This window comes from Pedobacter montanisoli, assembly GCF_022809115.1.
Taxonomy (GTDB): Bacteria; Bacteroidota; Bacteroidia; order Sphingobacteriales; family Sphingobacteriaceae; genus Pedobacter; species Pedobacter montanisoli.
Map to the genome: position 1 here is coordinate 432,346 of NZ_JALGBH010000002.1, position 15,599 is coordinate 447,944.

The 15,599-nt window shown below is 36.6% G+C and carries 23 protein-coding genes; 1 reads left to right on the forward strand and 22 read right to left on the reverse strand.

Annotated elements, in window-relative coordinates; translation table 11 throughout:
• Positions 1-21: 21 nt before the first annotated feature.
• The 6 genes from MMF97_RS09655 to MMF97_RS09680 form a co-directional block, all read right to left on the reverse strand.
• Positions 22-414 (reverse strand): hypothetical protein, encoded by a 393-nt coding sequence (locus MMF97_RS09655; RefSeq protein ID WP_243361921.1) that lies wholly within the window; start codon positions 412-414, stop codon positions 22-24.
• A 91-nt stretch (positions 415-505) separates the two neighbouring features.
• Positions 506-1,666: a molecular chaperone DnaJ gene (dnaJ, locus tag MMF97_RS09660; RefSeq protein ID WP_243361923.1), complete on the reverse strand. Its 1,161-nt coding sequence runs from the start codon at positions 1,664-1,666 to the stop codon at positions 506-508.
• Between the two features lie 27 nt (positions 1,667-1,693).
• Positions 1,694-2,281, reverse strand: coding sequence for a nucleotide exchange factor GrpE (locus tag MMF97_RS09665; RefSeq protein WP_243361925.1), 588 nt, complete (start codon positions 2,279-2,281; stop codon positions 1,694-1,696).
• 128 nt (positions 2,282-2,409) lie between these two features.
• Positions 2,410-3,090 carry a cell division ATP-binding protein FtsE gene (locus tag MMF97_RS09670; RefSeq protein ID WP_243361927.1) on the reverse strand — a complete coding sequence of 227 codons (681 nt, stop codon included), beginning with the start codon at positions 3,088-3,090 and terminating at the stop codon, positions 2,410-2,412.
• A gap of 1 nt (position 3,091) precedes the next feature.
• Positions 3,092-3,295 carry a fructose-6-phosphate aldolase gene (locus tag MMF97_RS09675; protein WP_243361929.1) on the reverse strand — a complete coding sequence of 68 codons (204 nt, stop codon included), beginning with the start codon at positions 3,293-3,295 and terminating at the stop codon, positions 3,092-3,094.
• A 239-nt stretch (positions 3,296-3,534) separates the two neighbouring features.
• A complete protein-coding gene (locus MMF97_RS09680) occupies positions 3,535-4,557 on the reverse strand; it encodes an acyl-CoA reductase (RefSeq protein WP_243361931.1) in 1,023 nt (340 codons plus the stop codon).
• A gap of 79 nt (positions 4,558-4,636) precedes the next feature.
• On the opposite strand from MMF97_RS09680, the gene MMF97_RS09685 reads away from it, so the two are divergent.
• Positions 4,637-4,987, forward strand: a complete 351-nt coding sequence (locus MMF97_RS09685; protein ID WP_243361933.1) for a 4Fe-4S dicluster domain-containing protein — start codon at positions 4,637-4,639, stop codon at positions 4,985-4,987.
• A gap of 67 nt (positions 4,988-5,054) precedes the next feature.
• On the opposite strand, the gene MMF97_RS09690 is transcribed toward MMF97_RS09685, so the two are convergent.
• From MMF97_RS09690 to MMF97_RS09765, 16 genes are all read right to left on the reverse strand, one after another.
• On the reverse strand, positions 5,055-5,609 hold the full coding sequence (locus tag MMF97_RS09690; protein WP_243361935.1) for a hypothetical protein: 555 nt from the start codon (positions 5,607-5,609) through the stop codon (positions 5,055-5,057).
• A 116-nt stretch (positions 5,610-5,725) separates the two neighbouring features.
• Positions 5,726-6,298: a TMEM175 family protein gene (locus tag MMF97_RS09695; RefSeq protein WP_243361937.1), complete on the reverse strand. Its 573-nt coding sequence runs from the start codon at positions 6,296-6,298 to the stop codon at positions 5,726-5,728.
• A gap of 63 nt (positions 6,299-6,361) precedes the next feature.
• Positions 6,362-6,799, reverse strand: a complete 438-nt coding sequence (locus MMF97_RS09700) for a hypothetical protein (RefSeq protein ID WP_243361941.1) — start codon at positions 6,797-6,799, stop codon at positions 6,362-6,364.
• A 4-nt stretch (positions 6,800-6,803) separates the two neighbouring features.
• Positions 6,804-7,199, reverse strand: coding sequence for a group III truncated hemoglobin (locus tag MMF97_RS09705; RefSeq protein ID WP_243361943.1), 396 nt, complete (start codon positions 7,197-7,199; stop codon positions 6,804-6,806).
• Positions 7,200-7,215: 16 nt separating this feature from the next.
• Positions 7,216-7,650, reverse strand: a complete 435-nt coding sequence (locus MMF97_RS09710) for an RrF2 family transcriptional regulator (RefSeq protein ID WP_243361946.1) — start codon at positions 7,648-7,650, stop codon at positions 7,216-7,218.
• A gap of 131 nt (positions 7,651-7,781) precedes the next feature.
• A complete protein-coding gene (map, locus tag MMF97_RS09715; protein ID WP_243361948.1) occupies positions 7,782-8,546 on the reverse strand; it encodes a type I methionyl aminopeptidase in 765 nt (254 codons plus the stop codon).
• An 11-nt stretch (positions 8,547-8,557) separates the two neighbouring features.
• Complete coding sequence (locus MMF97_RS09720) at positions 8,558-9,016, reverse strand: GNAT family N-acetyltransferase (protein WP_243361950.1); 459 nt, start codon at positions 9,014-9,016, stop codon at positions 8,558-8,560.
• Positions 9,017-9,085: 69 nt separating this feature from the next.
• Positions 9,086-10,162, reverse strand: a complete 1,077-nt coding sequence (locus MMF97_RS09725; protein WP_243361952.1) for a serine hydrolase domain-containing protein — start codon at positions 10,160-10,162, stop codon at positions 9,086-9,088.
• A 129-nt stretch (positions 10,163-10,291) separates the two neighbouring features.
• Positions 10,292-11,455, reverse strand: a complete 1,164-nt coding sequence (locus MMF97_RS09730) for an aspartyl protease family protein (RefSeq protein ID WP_243361954.1) — start codon at positions 11,453-11,455, stop codon at positions 10,292-10,294.
• 7 nt (positions 11,456-11,462) lie between these two features.
• Positions 11,463-12,173: a DoxX family protein gene (locus MMF97_RS09735; protein ID WP_243361956.1), complete on the reverse strand. Its 711-nt coding sequence runs from the start codon at positions 12,171-12,173 to the stop codon at positions 11,463-11,465.
• Between the two features lie 59 nt (positions 12,174-12,232).
• The gene (locus MMF97_RS09740; protein WP_243361958.1) at positions 12,233-12,619 is read right to left on the reverse strand and encodes a VOC family protein; all 387 of its coding nucleotides are present in this window, start codon (positions 12,617-12,619) and stop codon (positions 12,233-12,235) included.
• Positions 12,616-13,002: a VOC family protein gene (locus MMF97_RS09745; RefSeq protein ID WP_243361960.1), complete on the reverse strand. Its 387-nt coding sequence runs from the start codon at positions 13,000-13,002 to the stop codon at positions 12,616-12,618. Before MMF97_RS09745 ends, MMF97_RS09740 begins: the two co-directional genes overlap by 4 nt.
• Positions 13,003-13,073: 71 nt before the next feature.
• Positions 13,074-13,646, reverse strand: coding sequence for a dihydrofolate reductase family protein (locus MMF97_RS09750; RefSeq protein ID WP_262916119.1), 573 nt, complete (start codon positions 13,644-13,646; stop codon positions 13,074-13,076).
• Between the two features lie 92 nt (positions 13,647-13,738).
• A complete protein-coding gene (locus MMF97_RS09755) occupies positions 13,739-14,134 on the reverse strand; it encodes a hypothetical protein (protein ID WP_243361964.1) in 396 nt (131 codons plus the stop codon).
• Entirely contained in the window at positions 14,118-14,873 is a 756-nt protein-coding gene (locus MMF97_RS09760) for a class I SAM-dependent methyltransferase (RefSeq protein WP_243361966.1), read from the reverse strand. The genes MMF97_RS09755 and MMF97_RS09760 overlap by 17 nt, the downstream gene beginning before the upstream one ends.
• The gene (locus MMF97_RS09765) at positions 14,864-15,598 is read right to left on the reverse strand and encodes a DUF2071 domain-containing protein (RefSeq protein WP_243361968.1); all 735 of its coding nucleotides are present in this window, start codon (positions 15,596-15,598) and stop codon (positions 14,864-14,866) included. Before MMF97_RS09765 ends, MMF97_RS09760 begins: the two co-directional genes overlap by 10 nt.
• Between the last annotated feature and the right edge of the window lies 1 nt (position 15,599).

Here is a 15,599-nt window from a genome sequence, read left to right on the forward strand (position 1 = left end):
GATTACCACGTTCAATAAATATTAAATGTTGACAATAGCTTTTGGGGGCTGCCATACCTTGTTGTGATAAGCAGAAGACACAAAATCTTCGTTATAACGGGTGGCAAAAGGAATGTGTATGGAATTTGAGAGTTTGCGGAGTGCGCTTAATGTAGGTGGTTCAAGGGCAGGGGCAAAACCCGAACAATGATCATGGGTTTTAAAAGGCAATTGCATATCACGATTCTCATCATTGTCGGTATGCGGAATATCACTGTAATGATGCGTAAGATAAGTCCAAAAAGTAATATTCTTGTCTAAATCTTTATGTTCGAAATAATGCTGAAAAAGTACAGGTAGTTTCATAACCTCTTGCATCTCTGTACCAGAGATTACATAAAGTGATAATAAACTATATATAACTAACTTTTTCAAAATGTCCAAAAATAGAGAAACTTAACTAAAAACCAAATATTGTAATCAATCATTTAAACAAAAAAGGCGCTTGTTAGGCGCCTTATGGTAATTATTCAAAATACTCTTTCATTTTCTCAAAAAAGCTCTTGTCATTTTTGCCCGGTTGAGGCTTAAAGTTAGGAGAGTCTCTTAGTTTCTCCAAGATGGCTTTTTCTTCTGCATTTAATGCTTTTGGGGTCCAGATGTTTACATGAATGATTTCATCGCCACGGTGGTATGAATTTACTTCTGGAATACCTTTACCTTTTAAGCGAAGCAATTTACCACTTTGTGTACCTGGTTCTATTTTGATTTTGGCTCTACCATCAATAGTAGGAACTTCTACGCTTATACCTAACGCAGCATCGATAAAGCTTACATGCAGATCATATATTATATTGTTGCCATCGCGTTTTAGGGTTTCGTGAGGCAATTCTTCAATTAATATAATCAGATCGCCCGGAATACCTCCATTAGGGGCTGCATTTCCTTTGCCCGACATGCTCAACTGCATACCTTCGCTTACGCCTGCAGGTATATTGATAGATATGGTTTCTTCGCCACGTACCGTGCCTTCGCCATGACATACATTACATTTGGCCGTAATCTGTTGGCCTGTTCCATGACAGGTAGGACAGGTTGCCGTTGTTTGCATTTGGCCTAATATGGTATTAGTTACCTTTCTTACCGAACCGCTACCGCCACAGGTTTTACAAGTGCTTACCGAAGAACGGTCTTTTGCACCACTGCCATCGCAGGTTTTACAAACAATTTGTTTGTTTACTTTTATTTTTTTCTCAACGCCGTGGGCAATTTCTTCTAGCGTTAGTTTAACTTTTATACGTAAATTACTGCCTTTTGCTACTCTACGACCTCCAGATTGACGGCCTCCGCCACCAAAAAAGCTTTCAAATGGAGAGCCTCCACCAAAGATATCGCCAAATTGGCTAAAGATATCTTCCATGTTCATGCTGCCACCGCCAAAACCACCGCCTCCGGCTGCGCCACCTACACCCGCATGTCCAAATTGGTCATATCGCTGTTTTTTCTCAGGATTGCTCAATACTTCATATGCTTCGGCAGCTTCTTTAAATTTATCTTCTGCCGCCTTGTCATTTGGGTTTTTATCTGGATGGTATTTAATGGCTAATTTTCTGTAAGCCTTTTTTATTTCATCGGCAGAAGCATTTTTAGCTACCCCAAGTACGTCGTAATAATCTCTTTTACTCATTTGTAATCTTTTCCTCTAAACTGTATTTTACGCTCCTACAACAACTTTTGCGTAACGGATCACTTTATCGTTAAGGGTGTAGCCTTTTTGAACTTCATCGATAACTTTTCCTTTTAATTCTTCAGTAGGGGCAGGTATCTGGGTTATAGCTTCGTGCAAATCCGTATCAAAAGGTGCATCCTTAGAACTGATTTCTTTTAATCCGCGTTGCGTTAAAATACCTTTCAGTTTTTGTTGTACTAAAAGAATGCCTTCGCGTAGGGAATCTATATCTGTTGTATTTTCTGTGGCTTTTATAGCTCTTTCAAAATCGTCTAAAACCGGTAATAAAGATACTACTACATCTTTGCCTGCGGTTTGCAACAGCTCAACACGTTCTTTTTGGGTACGACGTTTATAGTTGTCAAATTCGGCAAAAAGACGTAAATACTTGTCGTTTAAGGCAGTATTTTCCTGTTGTAATTTTTCTTCTGCAGACAATTCTTGTGCAGTTTCTACTTCCTTTTCACTTGAGGTTGCGTCATCGTTCAATACTTGATCGGTATTTTCTGCAACTTCTTCTGTTTTATTTTGGTCAACCACAGGTTCTTCTTCTTTTTTCTTCTTATTAAACATGTGTACTCGTGTTTTTTAAATTTTTGTTTCTCAAATGTATTGCCAATGCATAAAAAACAGCCATAGTGTCAGTTTTAAAAAACAAAAGCTAACAGTATGGCTGCTTGCCAATAATTTTGACAGTTTAGTTATACTATCTGTGCATCTTCATGTACTACTCCATTCTCGCATTTGATGATGCGCGAAGGGAAAGTTCTGATGATGTGGTAGTCGTGGGTAGCCATTAAAACAGCCGTACCGTTCTGGCTGATCTGTTTTAACAGTAAAACGATTTCTTCAGATGTTTCAGGGTCGAGGTTGCCTGTAGGTTCATCTGCAAGAATAATCTCGGGATTGTTGAGTAATGCTCTGGCTATTACGATACGTTGTTGCTCGCCGCCCGATAGCTCATGGGGCATTTTTTTGATTTTAGAACGTAAGCCTACTTTTTCAAGTACATCTTTAATGCGCTCGTTAATCAGTTCATCATCATTCCAACCGGTGGCTTTTAATACGAATGAAAGGTTTTGTTCAATGGTTCTGTCGCTAAGCAACTGGAAATCTTGAAATACGATTCCTAATTTGCGACGTAAAAAAGGTACTTCTTTGTCTTTAAGGTTCTTCAGGTCAAATCCGGCTACGCTTCCGCTTCCATTACCTATATGTAAATCACCATATATAATCTTTAGTAAACTACTTTTACCTGAGCCTGTCTGACCAATTAAAAAAACAAATTCGCCTTTTGCTATATTTAGGTTTACGTTAGATAGTACTAGGTTTTTTTGTTGAAATACATCAACATTCTGTAGGTTTATTACGTTCTCTGCCATCTTATATATCTAATTTTGTTACCTGGCCAAAAGGCAGGTCTTTAATGATGTTCATAATGTATTCCTGTTTATCACCAAAGCCCAGTTTTTCAAGGGATTTATCAGGCCGATCTACCCTGAAATATGCCAGCAGGGTGAAGCGCTCATCTCTAAGCTGTACATAATCGGGTATTTTAGCTATGCCTTTAACTTTAATAATATACATCAGCTCAAAAATAGTAAAAAAGTCCGAAGTTGGAAGTCCGAAGTTGGAAGTCCGAAGTTTAGAAGAATTGCTTCATGCTGACCGCTAAGTAGCTGCGAAGCAAATTTATTTTACTGCATAGCCTTTTCGCTTCGTTCCAAGTAAGTACCTTTTAAGAGGATAATTAGACCCTGAAATGAATTCAGGGTGATGTACTATTAAACAATTAATCAGTTAACCAATTAAGCCAACTAACCAATTCAACCAATTAACCGATTCAACCAATCAACTGTATCCACATTATCAGGATAATCCCACAGTTTTGGATGCTGACTTTGGCCGAAAGGCAATACTTCTTTGCCTACGTTTAGTGCTAAATTGCTTTCAATGCACTGAATTTCGGCTTCTTTTTCTTGCAGGGTGCTTGTTAGGTTTTGAACTGAATCATATTCTTCATAGTAAAGTACCGACAATGGCGAAGAGAACTGTTTATCTTCTTTTAAGAGCAGAAAGCCGTTATCGAAATGCTTTACGCCATTTACCAGGTATATGGATTTGTTGTAATCGTAGTTGTTATTGTATTTAAAATGATCTATAATACTTTTATGGTTTTCTAAAGGCTTAAAGAATTTTTCTATGTTGTAATGCTGCGGGATATAGATCTTGGAAATACTTCTGCAACCCATGCCAAAGTAATCGAAAATATCATTGGCCAGCTGATTCATGTCTTGCTCGCTTTCATTGCCATCTAAAATGGCTATGCTATTTCTGTTCTTACGGATAATATGGGGCACTTTGCCAAAATAGTATTCAAAATATCTTGAGGTATTGTTGCTACCAGTTGCAATAACTGCATCGAAATTGCTTAAACGCTCTACAAATTGGTAATGATCTGATATTGCTGGTAAGTAAGTGCTTAATTCTTCTAAAAGGGCAGGCAAGAGTTTGTTGTCTGATGATGACATTTTGATCTGTGCAATGTTGCCTGTAGCCAGTACACATAATACATCATGGAAACCCACCAGAGGAATGTTGCCAGCCAAAATCAAGCCGATATTTTTGGGCTTACTGCTCATTTCTATCTGGTTGAACCAGGTATCCAGATCATGGGGATTTAACATTTCGCTCAGCGCTTTCAATGCTTTTCTAATTTCTGCTGCGGTAAACCAGGCGTTGTGGTTTTGGGCGTTATAGATTACAGCCTCAAATGCATCGGAAGGGTTTTGCATGAAATTACCAAGTTGCTTTAATGCGTTTGCCAATTCTTTTTTGTCTGGTAACATATTTAGAACTATTTTAAATGTATTATGTGTTATATTTGCAGTGCAAAGTTAAACTTAGCAATTATATTTATTCGATAAGATGGCAATTAAAATAACTGATGAGTGTATAAATTGTGGTGCTTGCGAGCCTGAATGTCCAAACAACGCAATTTATGATGCAGGTACGGCATGGAGATTTTCTGATGGTACCAGTTTAGAAGGCATTATTGATTTTGGGGGCAAGCAGATTGATGCTGAAGCAGCCCAAGATGCAATTTCAGATGAAGTTTATTATATCGTTTCAGATAAGTGTACAGAATGTAAGGGTTTTCACGATGAGCCTCAATGTGCTGCAGTATGCCCTGTTGACTGTTGTGTAGATGATGAAGATGTAAGAGAAACTGAAGAAGAGCTATTGGCTAAAAAGGCTTGGTTACACCAAGAGGGATAAAATATCTTTAGCTATTATAAAAAGGACATCATAATTGATGTCCTTTTTTATTGGATTGCATTTGAGTTTATAAACTAAATACAAAAGCATATTCTGCCGTAACCTTAGCTCTAAGAGTTTTGGTTGTAGCTCTGCGTAATTTTCCTTTAAGCGTGTATTTTACACTTGTGCCAGCTACAAAATCTTTTAGTTCAATATCACCGCTTGATGGTAGGGTTAGACTGGTGGCCTGAACATCAGGATTGCTGTTTAAATTAACGATAGCCTGAGATGATTTACCTGTAGCTGAAATCTCACCGCTTAAGCTTTCTAAATTGGCCAGATTATTTGATGCATCACTACCATTAACCAAATCAATTTTAAAAGATTTGATTTTGATCGATTTGATGTTATTTACCCCAAATCCTGCTGCATATTGTTTAACCAATGCGTTCAGATCAATATCTACATTAATGGTACCTATTGTGGTTACCGCGTTGGTTGTAGCAATAGGATCGATATTAAATTCTACACTGTTAGGTGTAATGCTTACATTTTGTTCGGTAGCTTCTTTTAATTTTTTGCAAGAGCTTACCATAAAGGCCGAACTGATTATCAGTAACAGCAACAAAGGTTTTTTCATGATCTTTTGTGTTTGATTTGTATTTACAGATATAAAAATAAAAAACTTGCTCTTTTGTTTTATGATTTTTTTTAAAAATCTGAGGATTAATGTTTTAAAAAGGGAGTGCGTAAATTTTATTTTAAGGTTTTTTCGATTCTCTTATCGGGAATGAGCCACATCATAGCCACGATATAATAGAATAATAAGCTAAGTAGCGGATAAAAAAATGATACGGCAATACCTGCTATATAGAGTACTACAGAACCTTTTTCTTTGAAACCGGAACGTATGGCTACGCTGAGTTTAGAGTCTTTGCCTTCGTGTGCAATGGCATATTTTTCTAGAATGAGAAAAGCAATCGCCGCCATTACCAATATGATGCCATATACGGCTACCGGATTTTTTTCAAAATGGTTTTCGCCCATCCATGCGGTGGCAAAGGGTAACAGCGAAAGCCAAAAAAGCAAATTAAGGTTTGCCCAAAGTATTTTACCATTTACTTTTTCTATAATATGAAAAAGGTGATGGTGGTTGTTCCAGTAAATACCCACATACAAAAAGCTAAGTACATACGATAATATTTTAGGGAAAAGTGGCGCTAAGGTGCGGAAAGAGTAACCCTCGGGTACTTTAAGCTCTAAAACCATAATGGTTATGATGATAGCTAAAACACCATCGCTAAAGGCTTCCAGTCTGTTGGTTTGCATATGCGTTCTGTTTTTAAATTTATTTTAAAGCTAAATTTAATAATAGATGCTACAAATAGCAAGCTATATGTTTTTGGTATAAACTTTAATGCCAAATACAGCTAAACATATAGTTTTTAAAACTTCTAAGCCTACATACCAGATGTGCAGGTTTGAAGGTGTTAGCGCTTGTCCTTTAATTAATGCTTCTGCCCTTAGATCCAAAGCCGGTAAGATCCATACAGTTTGTATAAATAAGATTATAAGGGGAATGAAATAGAACAGATTGTCTTTGATGAGGATTTTTTTGCGAAGATAGACCTGTTCTGTTAATATGGCTATGGCAAAAATCCATTCCATTTTATTTAAGGCCGAAAATACCAATTTGCCTATGCCTAAACCCAATGTAACGGTAATGCCCGGTGCCTGAAATTTAAGCCAGGCTTCCATAAAACTGATGGCACAGATAAACCCTATCCAAATAAAGGTTAAGGGAACTTTTACATGAAAATTTTTAGGCATGGTTTTACATTAATGGAATGGACGAATTGTTTTGGTAGTACTCTATCTTGGCTAAAAACATCAAGGCCATTCGGTTGGCCCGCCATTTGGCTTGCTCTGCTTTTTCGCCTTTAAAAAGTTCATCAACGGTTTGGTTAAAGATACGCAACCATTCGTCAAAATGTGTTTTGTTTACAGGTAGTTTGGCATGTGGTAAAAATGGTGAACCTTGGTAAGTATGTTCTTCTAAGAGTATGGTTTGCCAAAATCGGTACATTTTTTCAAGATGCTCGGGCCATCTATCTTGTATAATATGGTTAAATATGGGGCCTAATAGCTCGTTTACTCTTATTTTATCATAAAAGCTATCTACCAATTGTTTGATGTGGTCTAGTTCCTGGATATCGCTTAGTTCTGTCATTTCCACGTGTAAAAAATTAATAATTCAGTACGGCGGTTCCGGCTTCTAAATTTTTGGCCAGTTCAAATAAGTTAGCATTTTCTAATGCCTGTTTTAACTCTTCGCGTACTTTTACAAATTTATGGTGCATAGGGCAGGGGTCTTTTGCATTGCACTGCTTAAGTCCTAAAGCGCAGTTCTCAAAAAGACCATTTCCATCTATGGCACTTACAATGTTTATCAGCTTTATGCTTTTGCCCTTTTCCTCATTAATGAAATAGCCGCCATAAGGTCCTTTTAGCGATTCTAATAAGCCTTTTTGGGCTAGTGAGCTTAATATTTTACCTGTAAATGCTTCGGGTACTCCGGCTTCGTTTACCATATCGGTAACTTTTACGCGTTGTCCTTTTAGGGATTGTGATGCGATGTAAATCATGGCTTTGATGCCGTACTCGCAGGCTTTTGAAAACATATGTATGCTGATATAGCACAAAGGTAAGTATTTTTTATTTCAGACAAAAATATCGCAAATAAAAAAATAAATAGCTTTATCACCTTAATTCTGATGCGAATTTTATGGTTTTTGCTTGTGTTTGGTGGGTTTTAATCCCATACGCCGTTCATTGCGGTAAGGATAAGGGGTTGTGCATCGGTAATGAGTATGGTATGTTCATGTTGTGCCATAAAACCGCCTTTGTTGCCTACCATAGTCCAGCCGTCTTCCAGGGTTTCTGCATAAGTAGAATCGGTTGAGATAAAGGTTTCTATGGCCACTACCGAGTTTTTTCTGAACCGGCGCTGGTCGTATTTGTTGCGGTAATTCAATAGTTCGTCTGGTTCTTCATGCAGACTGCGCCCAACACCATGTCCGCCCAAGTTTTTGATTACTTTATAGCCTCGCTTTTTGGCTTCTGTTTCTATGAGGTGGCCTATATCGGCAATGCGCACTCCGCCTTTGATATTGCTGATTGCTTTTTTAAGAATGGCTTTAGAGGCTTCTACAAGTTTTTGGTATTGATGGATGTCTTCGCCCAATACAAATGATTTGCCATTATCGGCCCAAAATCCATCTAATTCTGCCGAAACATCTATGTTGATCAGATCGCCTTCTCGCAATACGTTTTGATCTGAAGGTATGCCATGACAAAATTCGTTGTTTACGCTAATGCAGGTATATCCCGGAAAATCATAAGTAAGGAGGGGTGCCGATTTTGCTCCAAAACCCGCTAGGATCTTTGCACCAAAATCGTCTAATTGTTTGGTGGTCATACCTGGTTTGGCGTATGAAGTCATTTCTCTAAGGGTATGGGCCACTGCTTCGCTTACTTTTTGCATACCGGCTAATTCAACTGCATTGGTTATAGACATAGAATGTAATTTTAATTGGTGTGTTGTTCTAAAAGCATTCTCAACAATGGGTAGCCTTTGCCCAGATCGTCTTTTTCGGTTCTTTCAAATGGTACAAAACCCAGACTTTTATAAAATTTAACCGCATTCTGGTTTTGCTCGTTCACATCTACCTCATTAGCATTTAGGGTGGACATGGCAAAGTTCATCAGTTTTTTACCTAAGCCTTTTCCAAAATAGTTAGGCGAAAGGAACAGCATTTCGATCTTAGCGGCAGACGTTGCGATAAAACCAATCATTTCTGCGTGATGATTTAAGCAGTAAACATTAAGCGTTGTAAAATCGAAATTCTGCAACAGTTTTTTGATGGCGACAAAATCTTCGGTACTTAAAAAATGATGTGTAGCCAGAACAGATTTTTCCCATACTGCAAGAAGTCGTTTTTTTTGCTCGTTGGTGTATTTTTCGATTATGGGATTAAAATGCTCCATTATATTTACCGCTTTGTTTTAGGTCTGCAAATATTTTGTTTTAGGTCTGCAAATATAACGAATAAGCTGTTAGTTGTGTTTTTGTAATGTTTCTAAGGCCACTTTGGCTATCTCGCGAGTTATTTGTGTAGGCGAATTGCAATCGCAGTTGCTCAGTCCGAGTACATAGATATCTGCTGAGGGTATGTAAACGCCCATAGTTTTAAAGCCAAATATACTACCACCATGTTCTCTTGTAGGACTCTGGTTAATGTTTTTAAGGTGCCAGCCATAGCCATAAGTGAATTCCTCGCCGTTGTTCAGTTTGTATTTGCTGAAAGCTTTTTTGGCAGTTTCGGCTTTGATGAGCAGGTTATGATTTAAAGCATTTTGCCATTTCAGCATATCTGCAGCGGTTGACATTAATGCACCTGAAGCGTAGGGAATGCTAAAATTGATGATAGTTTTATTGACATAGCCGTTTTCTTTTTTATGGTAACCATAGGCTCTTTTGTAAATGAGCTGCCTGTCTGTAGCGTAATAAGAGTTATGCATTTCTGCTTTTTCAAAGATGTGGGTTCTGATAAAATCGGCGTAGGTTTGCCCTGAAACCAGTTCTATAATATAGCCCAACAATACATAACCCGAATTGTTATAATCGAACTTTTCGCCTGGCGCAAAATCAACAGGTTCGTTCTTAAAGAAATCGACCATGGTTTTAGGTGTCATTTCTCTTTGGGCAATTTCATTGAGCGATTTCATTTTGGTGAAATCTTTGATGCCCGAAGTATGTGTTAACAGGTGATGAATGGTTATTTTATCTCCTGATGGGTAATCGGGAATGTATTTGCTGATGGCATCTTGTACCTGTAATTTACCTTGTTCTTCTAAAATGAGTACAGCTATTGCAGTAAACTGTTTGGTCATAGAACCCAGCTGAAATACATCTTGAGACGTAAGATTTACATCTAATTCTAAGTTGGCCTTACCAAAGGCTTTTTGGTAAATGATGTTTCCTTTTTGGGCAATCATAAATACGCCGCCCGGTCCGTTCTGATCTTTAAATTCGCTCAGGATAATGCTGTCGGCTTTTTTGTTGAGATTTTGCGCATGAACCTTATTTAAGGATATACCAAATATCATCAACAGGTATAAGATTGTTTTCATATGGCTTTATGACAACAGCCATAGGAGAGAGGTTGCACCTTTTGCAAAATATTTTAACATGAGTTTGGAATAATCAAAAAAACGAATTTCTTGACACGAACCCACGTTATTTTAAGGTGGTTCTTGATTTTATGAATCTTTTTCCTTTTTCTCAGTATAGGCTTCGTAGTATAAACTATTGGGTTTCAGGTAAACTACATTATGTTGAAAATCTAGTATGGTATTGAATCTTTTCAGTACTTCGTTGCCTAAAATATGGATGTTTTCATTTTTTAAAGGTTTGTTGCCTGTTAAAACTTGTACTGGAACATCTTTTAATTCATGGTTGCCCAGTTTAAGACTGTTTAGATCGGAAGTAATTACCGGAATCTCATTGCCCATGGCGCCTCGCATGATCACTTTTTTGATGACTTCCATTTTTTCTACAGGAAATTTATGCTGTTTCAGCAGGTCGTTGTCGAGCATGGCGGTTCTCTGGTAGCCGGTATCAAAAAGGAACCAGTCTTTGTTTGCTATTCCGCTTTGAGCCATTGTTCCTGATACCAAAAAAATATTGCTGAAATAGCGTATATCCAATTTACTGTAGGCTTTATCTTTTGCAATGTTCGTAGGTAGTTTAGAGTGCACGATCATCAGGTTTTTATCGTAATTGAGTTCTACGATCATACCGTCAAACAGATCCCAGCCAAACCTACCGTCGGTTTCGTGCCCGGTTAGCTCTGTATCAAAAACATGGGCTTTGTAGGTCTGTTTTCCAATTTTAAGTTCATAAGGTGTATTGTAAAGCTTTAAGTCTGATTTAATCTTGTTTTTCAATACATTACGGGGCAATACGATCTCTGTAGTACCGCTATCAAAATTGAGGTTTAAGGTGTCTTTGGCATTGAGCACTGCTTTTACATAAATGGTGTTTTCTTTATTGATGATCAGTGGAATAGTATCGTGTATTTGGGGGTTGATCTTGCTGAAATCTTTATGCGCTGGGCTTTGTATGCGGGTATAACATGAATCTTTGCCATTTAGCAGCACAATAAAATCCTTGCTTTCTCCCGGTTTTAGCTTGAAACTTAAGGAATCGACATCGGTTTTGAATTTGATCAGTGTAGCTTTGGTCAATTTGTTTGTGCTGAAAACATCTGTTTTTATTTTAGGGTCTATGTTCCAGTTATTGATCTCGTTATTTTCTGTGTAGATCTTGGCTTTGTTTGAACTTGCTTTTATAAGGGGAAGCTGCTTCTGCGCAAAACAAAGGTTGCCGATGAGGACGAAAGGAAAGAGAATGCTTTTTTTCATTTTTAGATTATTTGCCTTTTACGGCATTATTGTATTGTTTTAATGCTTTATTAAGTGGCATGCCTTCCATATGGATGCTGTCGCAAAAACTTTTACAGGCTTCTGGGTTAGGACTATCTTTACATTGTTTCATGCAATCTGACAACGTATTGCGGGGCATAATGCTGTATATGTTGATGATGAACAAAACCAAGAAAACAACCGATGCTGCTGCAATGGCGAAGAATTTTGTGGGAAATTTAGTGCTGATCACTGGCGGCTGTGGTGCTTGATCGCGCTTAAAGGGCAGTATGTATTTTAACTTATCGTAATCCCAGCACAGTAGGTAGAGGTTTGCCAATACCATCAATGGCGATGACAATAAGGAGCCATCAAATCGTACTGCATGTGAAAGGATGCATATATTGAGTATAATGGGGAAATACAAGAGCGCACCGAGCGTTGCCGTGCGGGGTATGAGCAGGAGCAGGGCCGCTGTAACCTGTAAAATGCCTATAAAAGTATAATAATAGCCTGTTAGGTGTAAAGCTTCCAAGTAATGCCCCATAGGGTGATTAACTGAAAGCGAGGTAAAGCGTTCGCCCATAATTTTTACCATACCTGATGGTAAAAATCCGGCGGCTAAAGCAATGCGGTTAAATACCGTAAAATACCTGAGCCAGCGGTTTCCTTTTAAGTGGGCATGCAATTGATCTAATTTTGCAGCAAAGGACATCATATTAATCGCTGTTGATGGGTTTGGAAGCGCTAAAATAGAATTTTAAATTTATTTGCAGTCTAATTCTTCGTTTCTTCTATAAAGGCCAGGATATAACCATCAGGATCTGCAATGTAAAATTCTTTGGCATAGGGCATGCTTCTTAAGGGCTGTACAATTTCTATCGATTCGGCTAAAACTTTGAGGTACAGGTCTTCAATGTTATCAACAGAAAAAGTAATATCGATATCTTGATTGTTTCTTTTCTGAATTCTTTCTTTTTGCAAGGGTTTGCCTAATTTAAGATGAATAGAGAAAGGATCTTTGCCCAGGACTGCATAAAAATCTTGGTAACGAAAGGCAAGATTGAAACCTAGTTTGCCTGTATAAAAATTAAGTGATTGCTCCAGATTGGCAACGAGCAATTGGGGACTCATCTTTTTTAAATGTGAATAGATGCTGCTCATAGCACATATTTTTGTTGTTTTAATTGGAAAACATTGCCTTCAGGATCTTCCCCATCGCACAGCAGGTAAGCATAATCATCGTAGGTTTTAATTGCTCTCATGGCTACACCTTGCTCTAGTAAATGTGTTCTTACTTTATGGATGTCGTCTTCTATTTCAAAAACCAGTTTGGTATTGTTGTCAAATTTATAGCCTTCTTTGATTTGGTCTGCATAGGTTTCTCCCATTTTATGCAAACCAATTTTAAACGCACCGGCACTTAAGAGTACCCATATGGGCAAATCTTCTTCAAGGATCTGGAGCTTTAGAATTTCGGTGTAGAATGTTTTCAACCGCTCAACATTTTGCACATATAGTATAACTGAATCGAGTTTGAATTTCATGATTCTGGGGTTTATTGTGATTATTGGCAAGCTATGAAAGATGGAATGTCAATTCTGTCATTCTTAATTACTTATTGCCCATCCACTATATAATTCAGTTCAGTTACTCCGCAGTTAAATTGTTGAGTAGTCAATAGCTTGAGTTTGATCTTGTCTTTGATATCTTTAAATAGGGGAATACCTTGTCCGAGGATGATAGGATTAACAAAGAGCCAATAGCCATCAATTAAATTTTGTTGAATTAGTGAATGTGTTGCCGTTGGACTACCAAAAAGTAAGATGTCTTCACCAGCTTGTTGTTTTATTTTATTTATATTCTCTGTAAGGTTACCATTAATAACTTGGGTGTTAACCAAATCTGCACTATGTATTGTTCTTGACAGTACAACTTTGTGTACACGCTTGTACCATTTTGAATGTTCTATATCGTGCTTGCTTGCATTTGGCTTATTTCCTGCATTTGGCCAATAGCTCTCCATCATCTGGTAAGTTACCCGTCCGTATAGAGCAGTATCGCCTTTTTGTATACGCTTACCTACATGGTCAAAAATTTCTTGATCTACTTTGATCCAATCCATTTCTCCATTTGGTCCCGCTACAAAACCATCGAGCGATATGTGCATGAATGAAATAATTTTTCTCATTTATCTTATACTTCTTTTAGCATTTTTGAAAAAGACATACTTGGTTTTATGGTTCTGGGTTGTTGAGTAAGAAAGAAATTTATTTAGTTTATTCAATTAAAAGTAGCCCAAAAAAACACAACACTTAAATATACCCAAAATAATAGAAAAAGTATGTGTATCGATGTTTCAAATTTTTTCCCTTTCCAAAGTTTTGATGAATATATAAAAAGCTGAAAAAACAATCTAATTCCCCAAAAGATACCAAGCCCAAAAGTTATTGTTTTGCCAAGCTTTGTATGTATAAGGTCTGTTGCAGATGTTAGGCATAATAAGCCAATTAAAAAAACAACCAAAGCAATAAAGAAAGTATGGACTTTCATCATTTGTCTATTAATTAAACTCACTGAGTTTAATTCTTTTTTCCAGTTGAAATACTTTGGAAAAAAGATATGTATAAATGACAAAAACATTAATAATGATCCAATTATTTTAAAATGTATTTTCATTTTTCTCAAGTATAAAAGTTGTAATGAATGGTGTCGTTTTAATCTCTTGTTTTACAATTAAACCAGCTTGATTAAATGTTTGTAACCATGATTTTCGAGAATAAAAATGAAAAAAGCCTATTGTATAGGCTAAGAAATTTTTCCAATCTCGTAAATGTTCTGTAACTAAAATTTGTCCTACTGGTTTTGTAACACGATTAAGTTCCTTAAAAAATTGCACTCTTTCATTCTTATTTCTTATTTCGTGTGCTGATAAAATTACGAGTGATTTGTCAAAAGTGTTTTTTTGGAAAATAAGCTGCTTGGTTTCAACAAATATTGTTTGTGGATTAGGAGGATATAGTTTTCGCGCTCTTTTTATAGATTTTTCTGTGTGTTTAACTGGATTATAAAAATCACAGATTGTTAAATTTGCGTTTGGAAATTTATTGCTAATAATTTCACTTGTTTCATCAAAACCTGCATTAATATTCAAGATTTTTTTGTAGTCAGCGTTTTTAACCCATCCGAGAAGATACAAGTCTGATAAATCATAAATATAAAAGGAAACCAATAAGGAAATAATTATTGTAAATATTGCTATTGTACTACTGATAATTAGTAAGTTTTGAATATGAGGGGAGAATTGGTTTTTGCATACGATCAAAACAATAAAAATAATAACCGCCATAAGGTAAAAATGACTGTTAAAGCAAATGATATTTAATACGCCTTGTAATGGTTTTCTATTTAATTCCATTTTTCAATTTTACCCTTTTTCCAATAATAAGGAACATTTCTAATCTCAAAGGAGCTAGCTAAAATTATATTTTTAAGTCTTAAGTTATCCAGAAAATCAAAGGAATAACTTTGAATATTTACAGGTTCAGGTTTCCAGTTTTGGCGAACTCCTTCAATGATAAGTATGGTTTTATGATTATTGTTGTAAGTAAATGTATATGGTAAAGGACCCGAAAATTTTCTAGCGTCCTTCCAATCAGAAAAAGGTGAAGATTCGGGAATTTGTATCTTGTCTTTTGTTTGTTCAACCATAATCTGAAATTTTGATTTTTCTGATCTTATGATCTTCAAAGAGCTTTTTGTTGCATGTTGAATATCTGTTGTCGTGTAATTGTAATGCGTAAAAATATTACCAAAAAATTTCATTTTCTTTTTATCAGTTTCTGATTTGATAATATACAATCCTCTTAAACGTTTTCCTGAATTGTTGGTATAGCGAACAAATATTCTGTAACCTATCAAAAAGAATTTATTACCCAAAAACTTAGGGAAACCTTTGGGTCTAAGTTCTGATGTTTGAACCATCGCCACAGCAATAAATGCCCATTTATTCTGAAAGGTATCAAGTTCTAAACATTCGGGTATGAGATTTTGCAGTTGTTCTTTTGGAACGGCAAAAGTCAGTACAAGTGAATTGTTAAAAAATGCTTCAACAGCAAAAGGGTGATTTTTTAGAAACTCCATA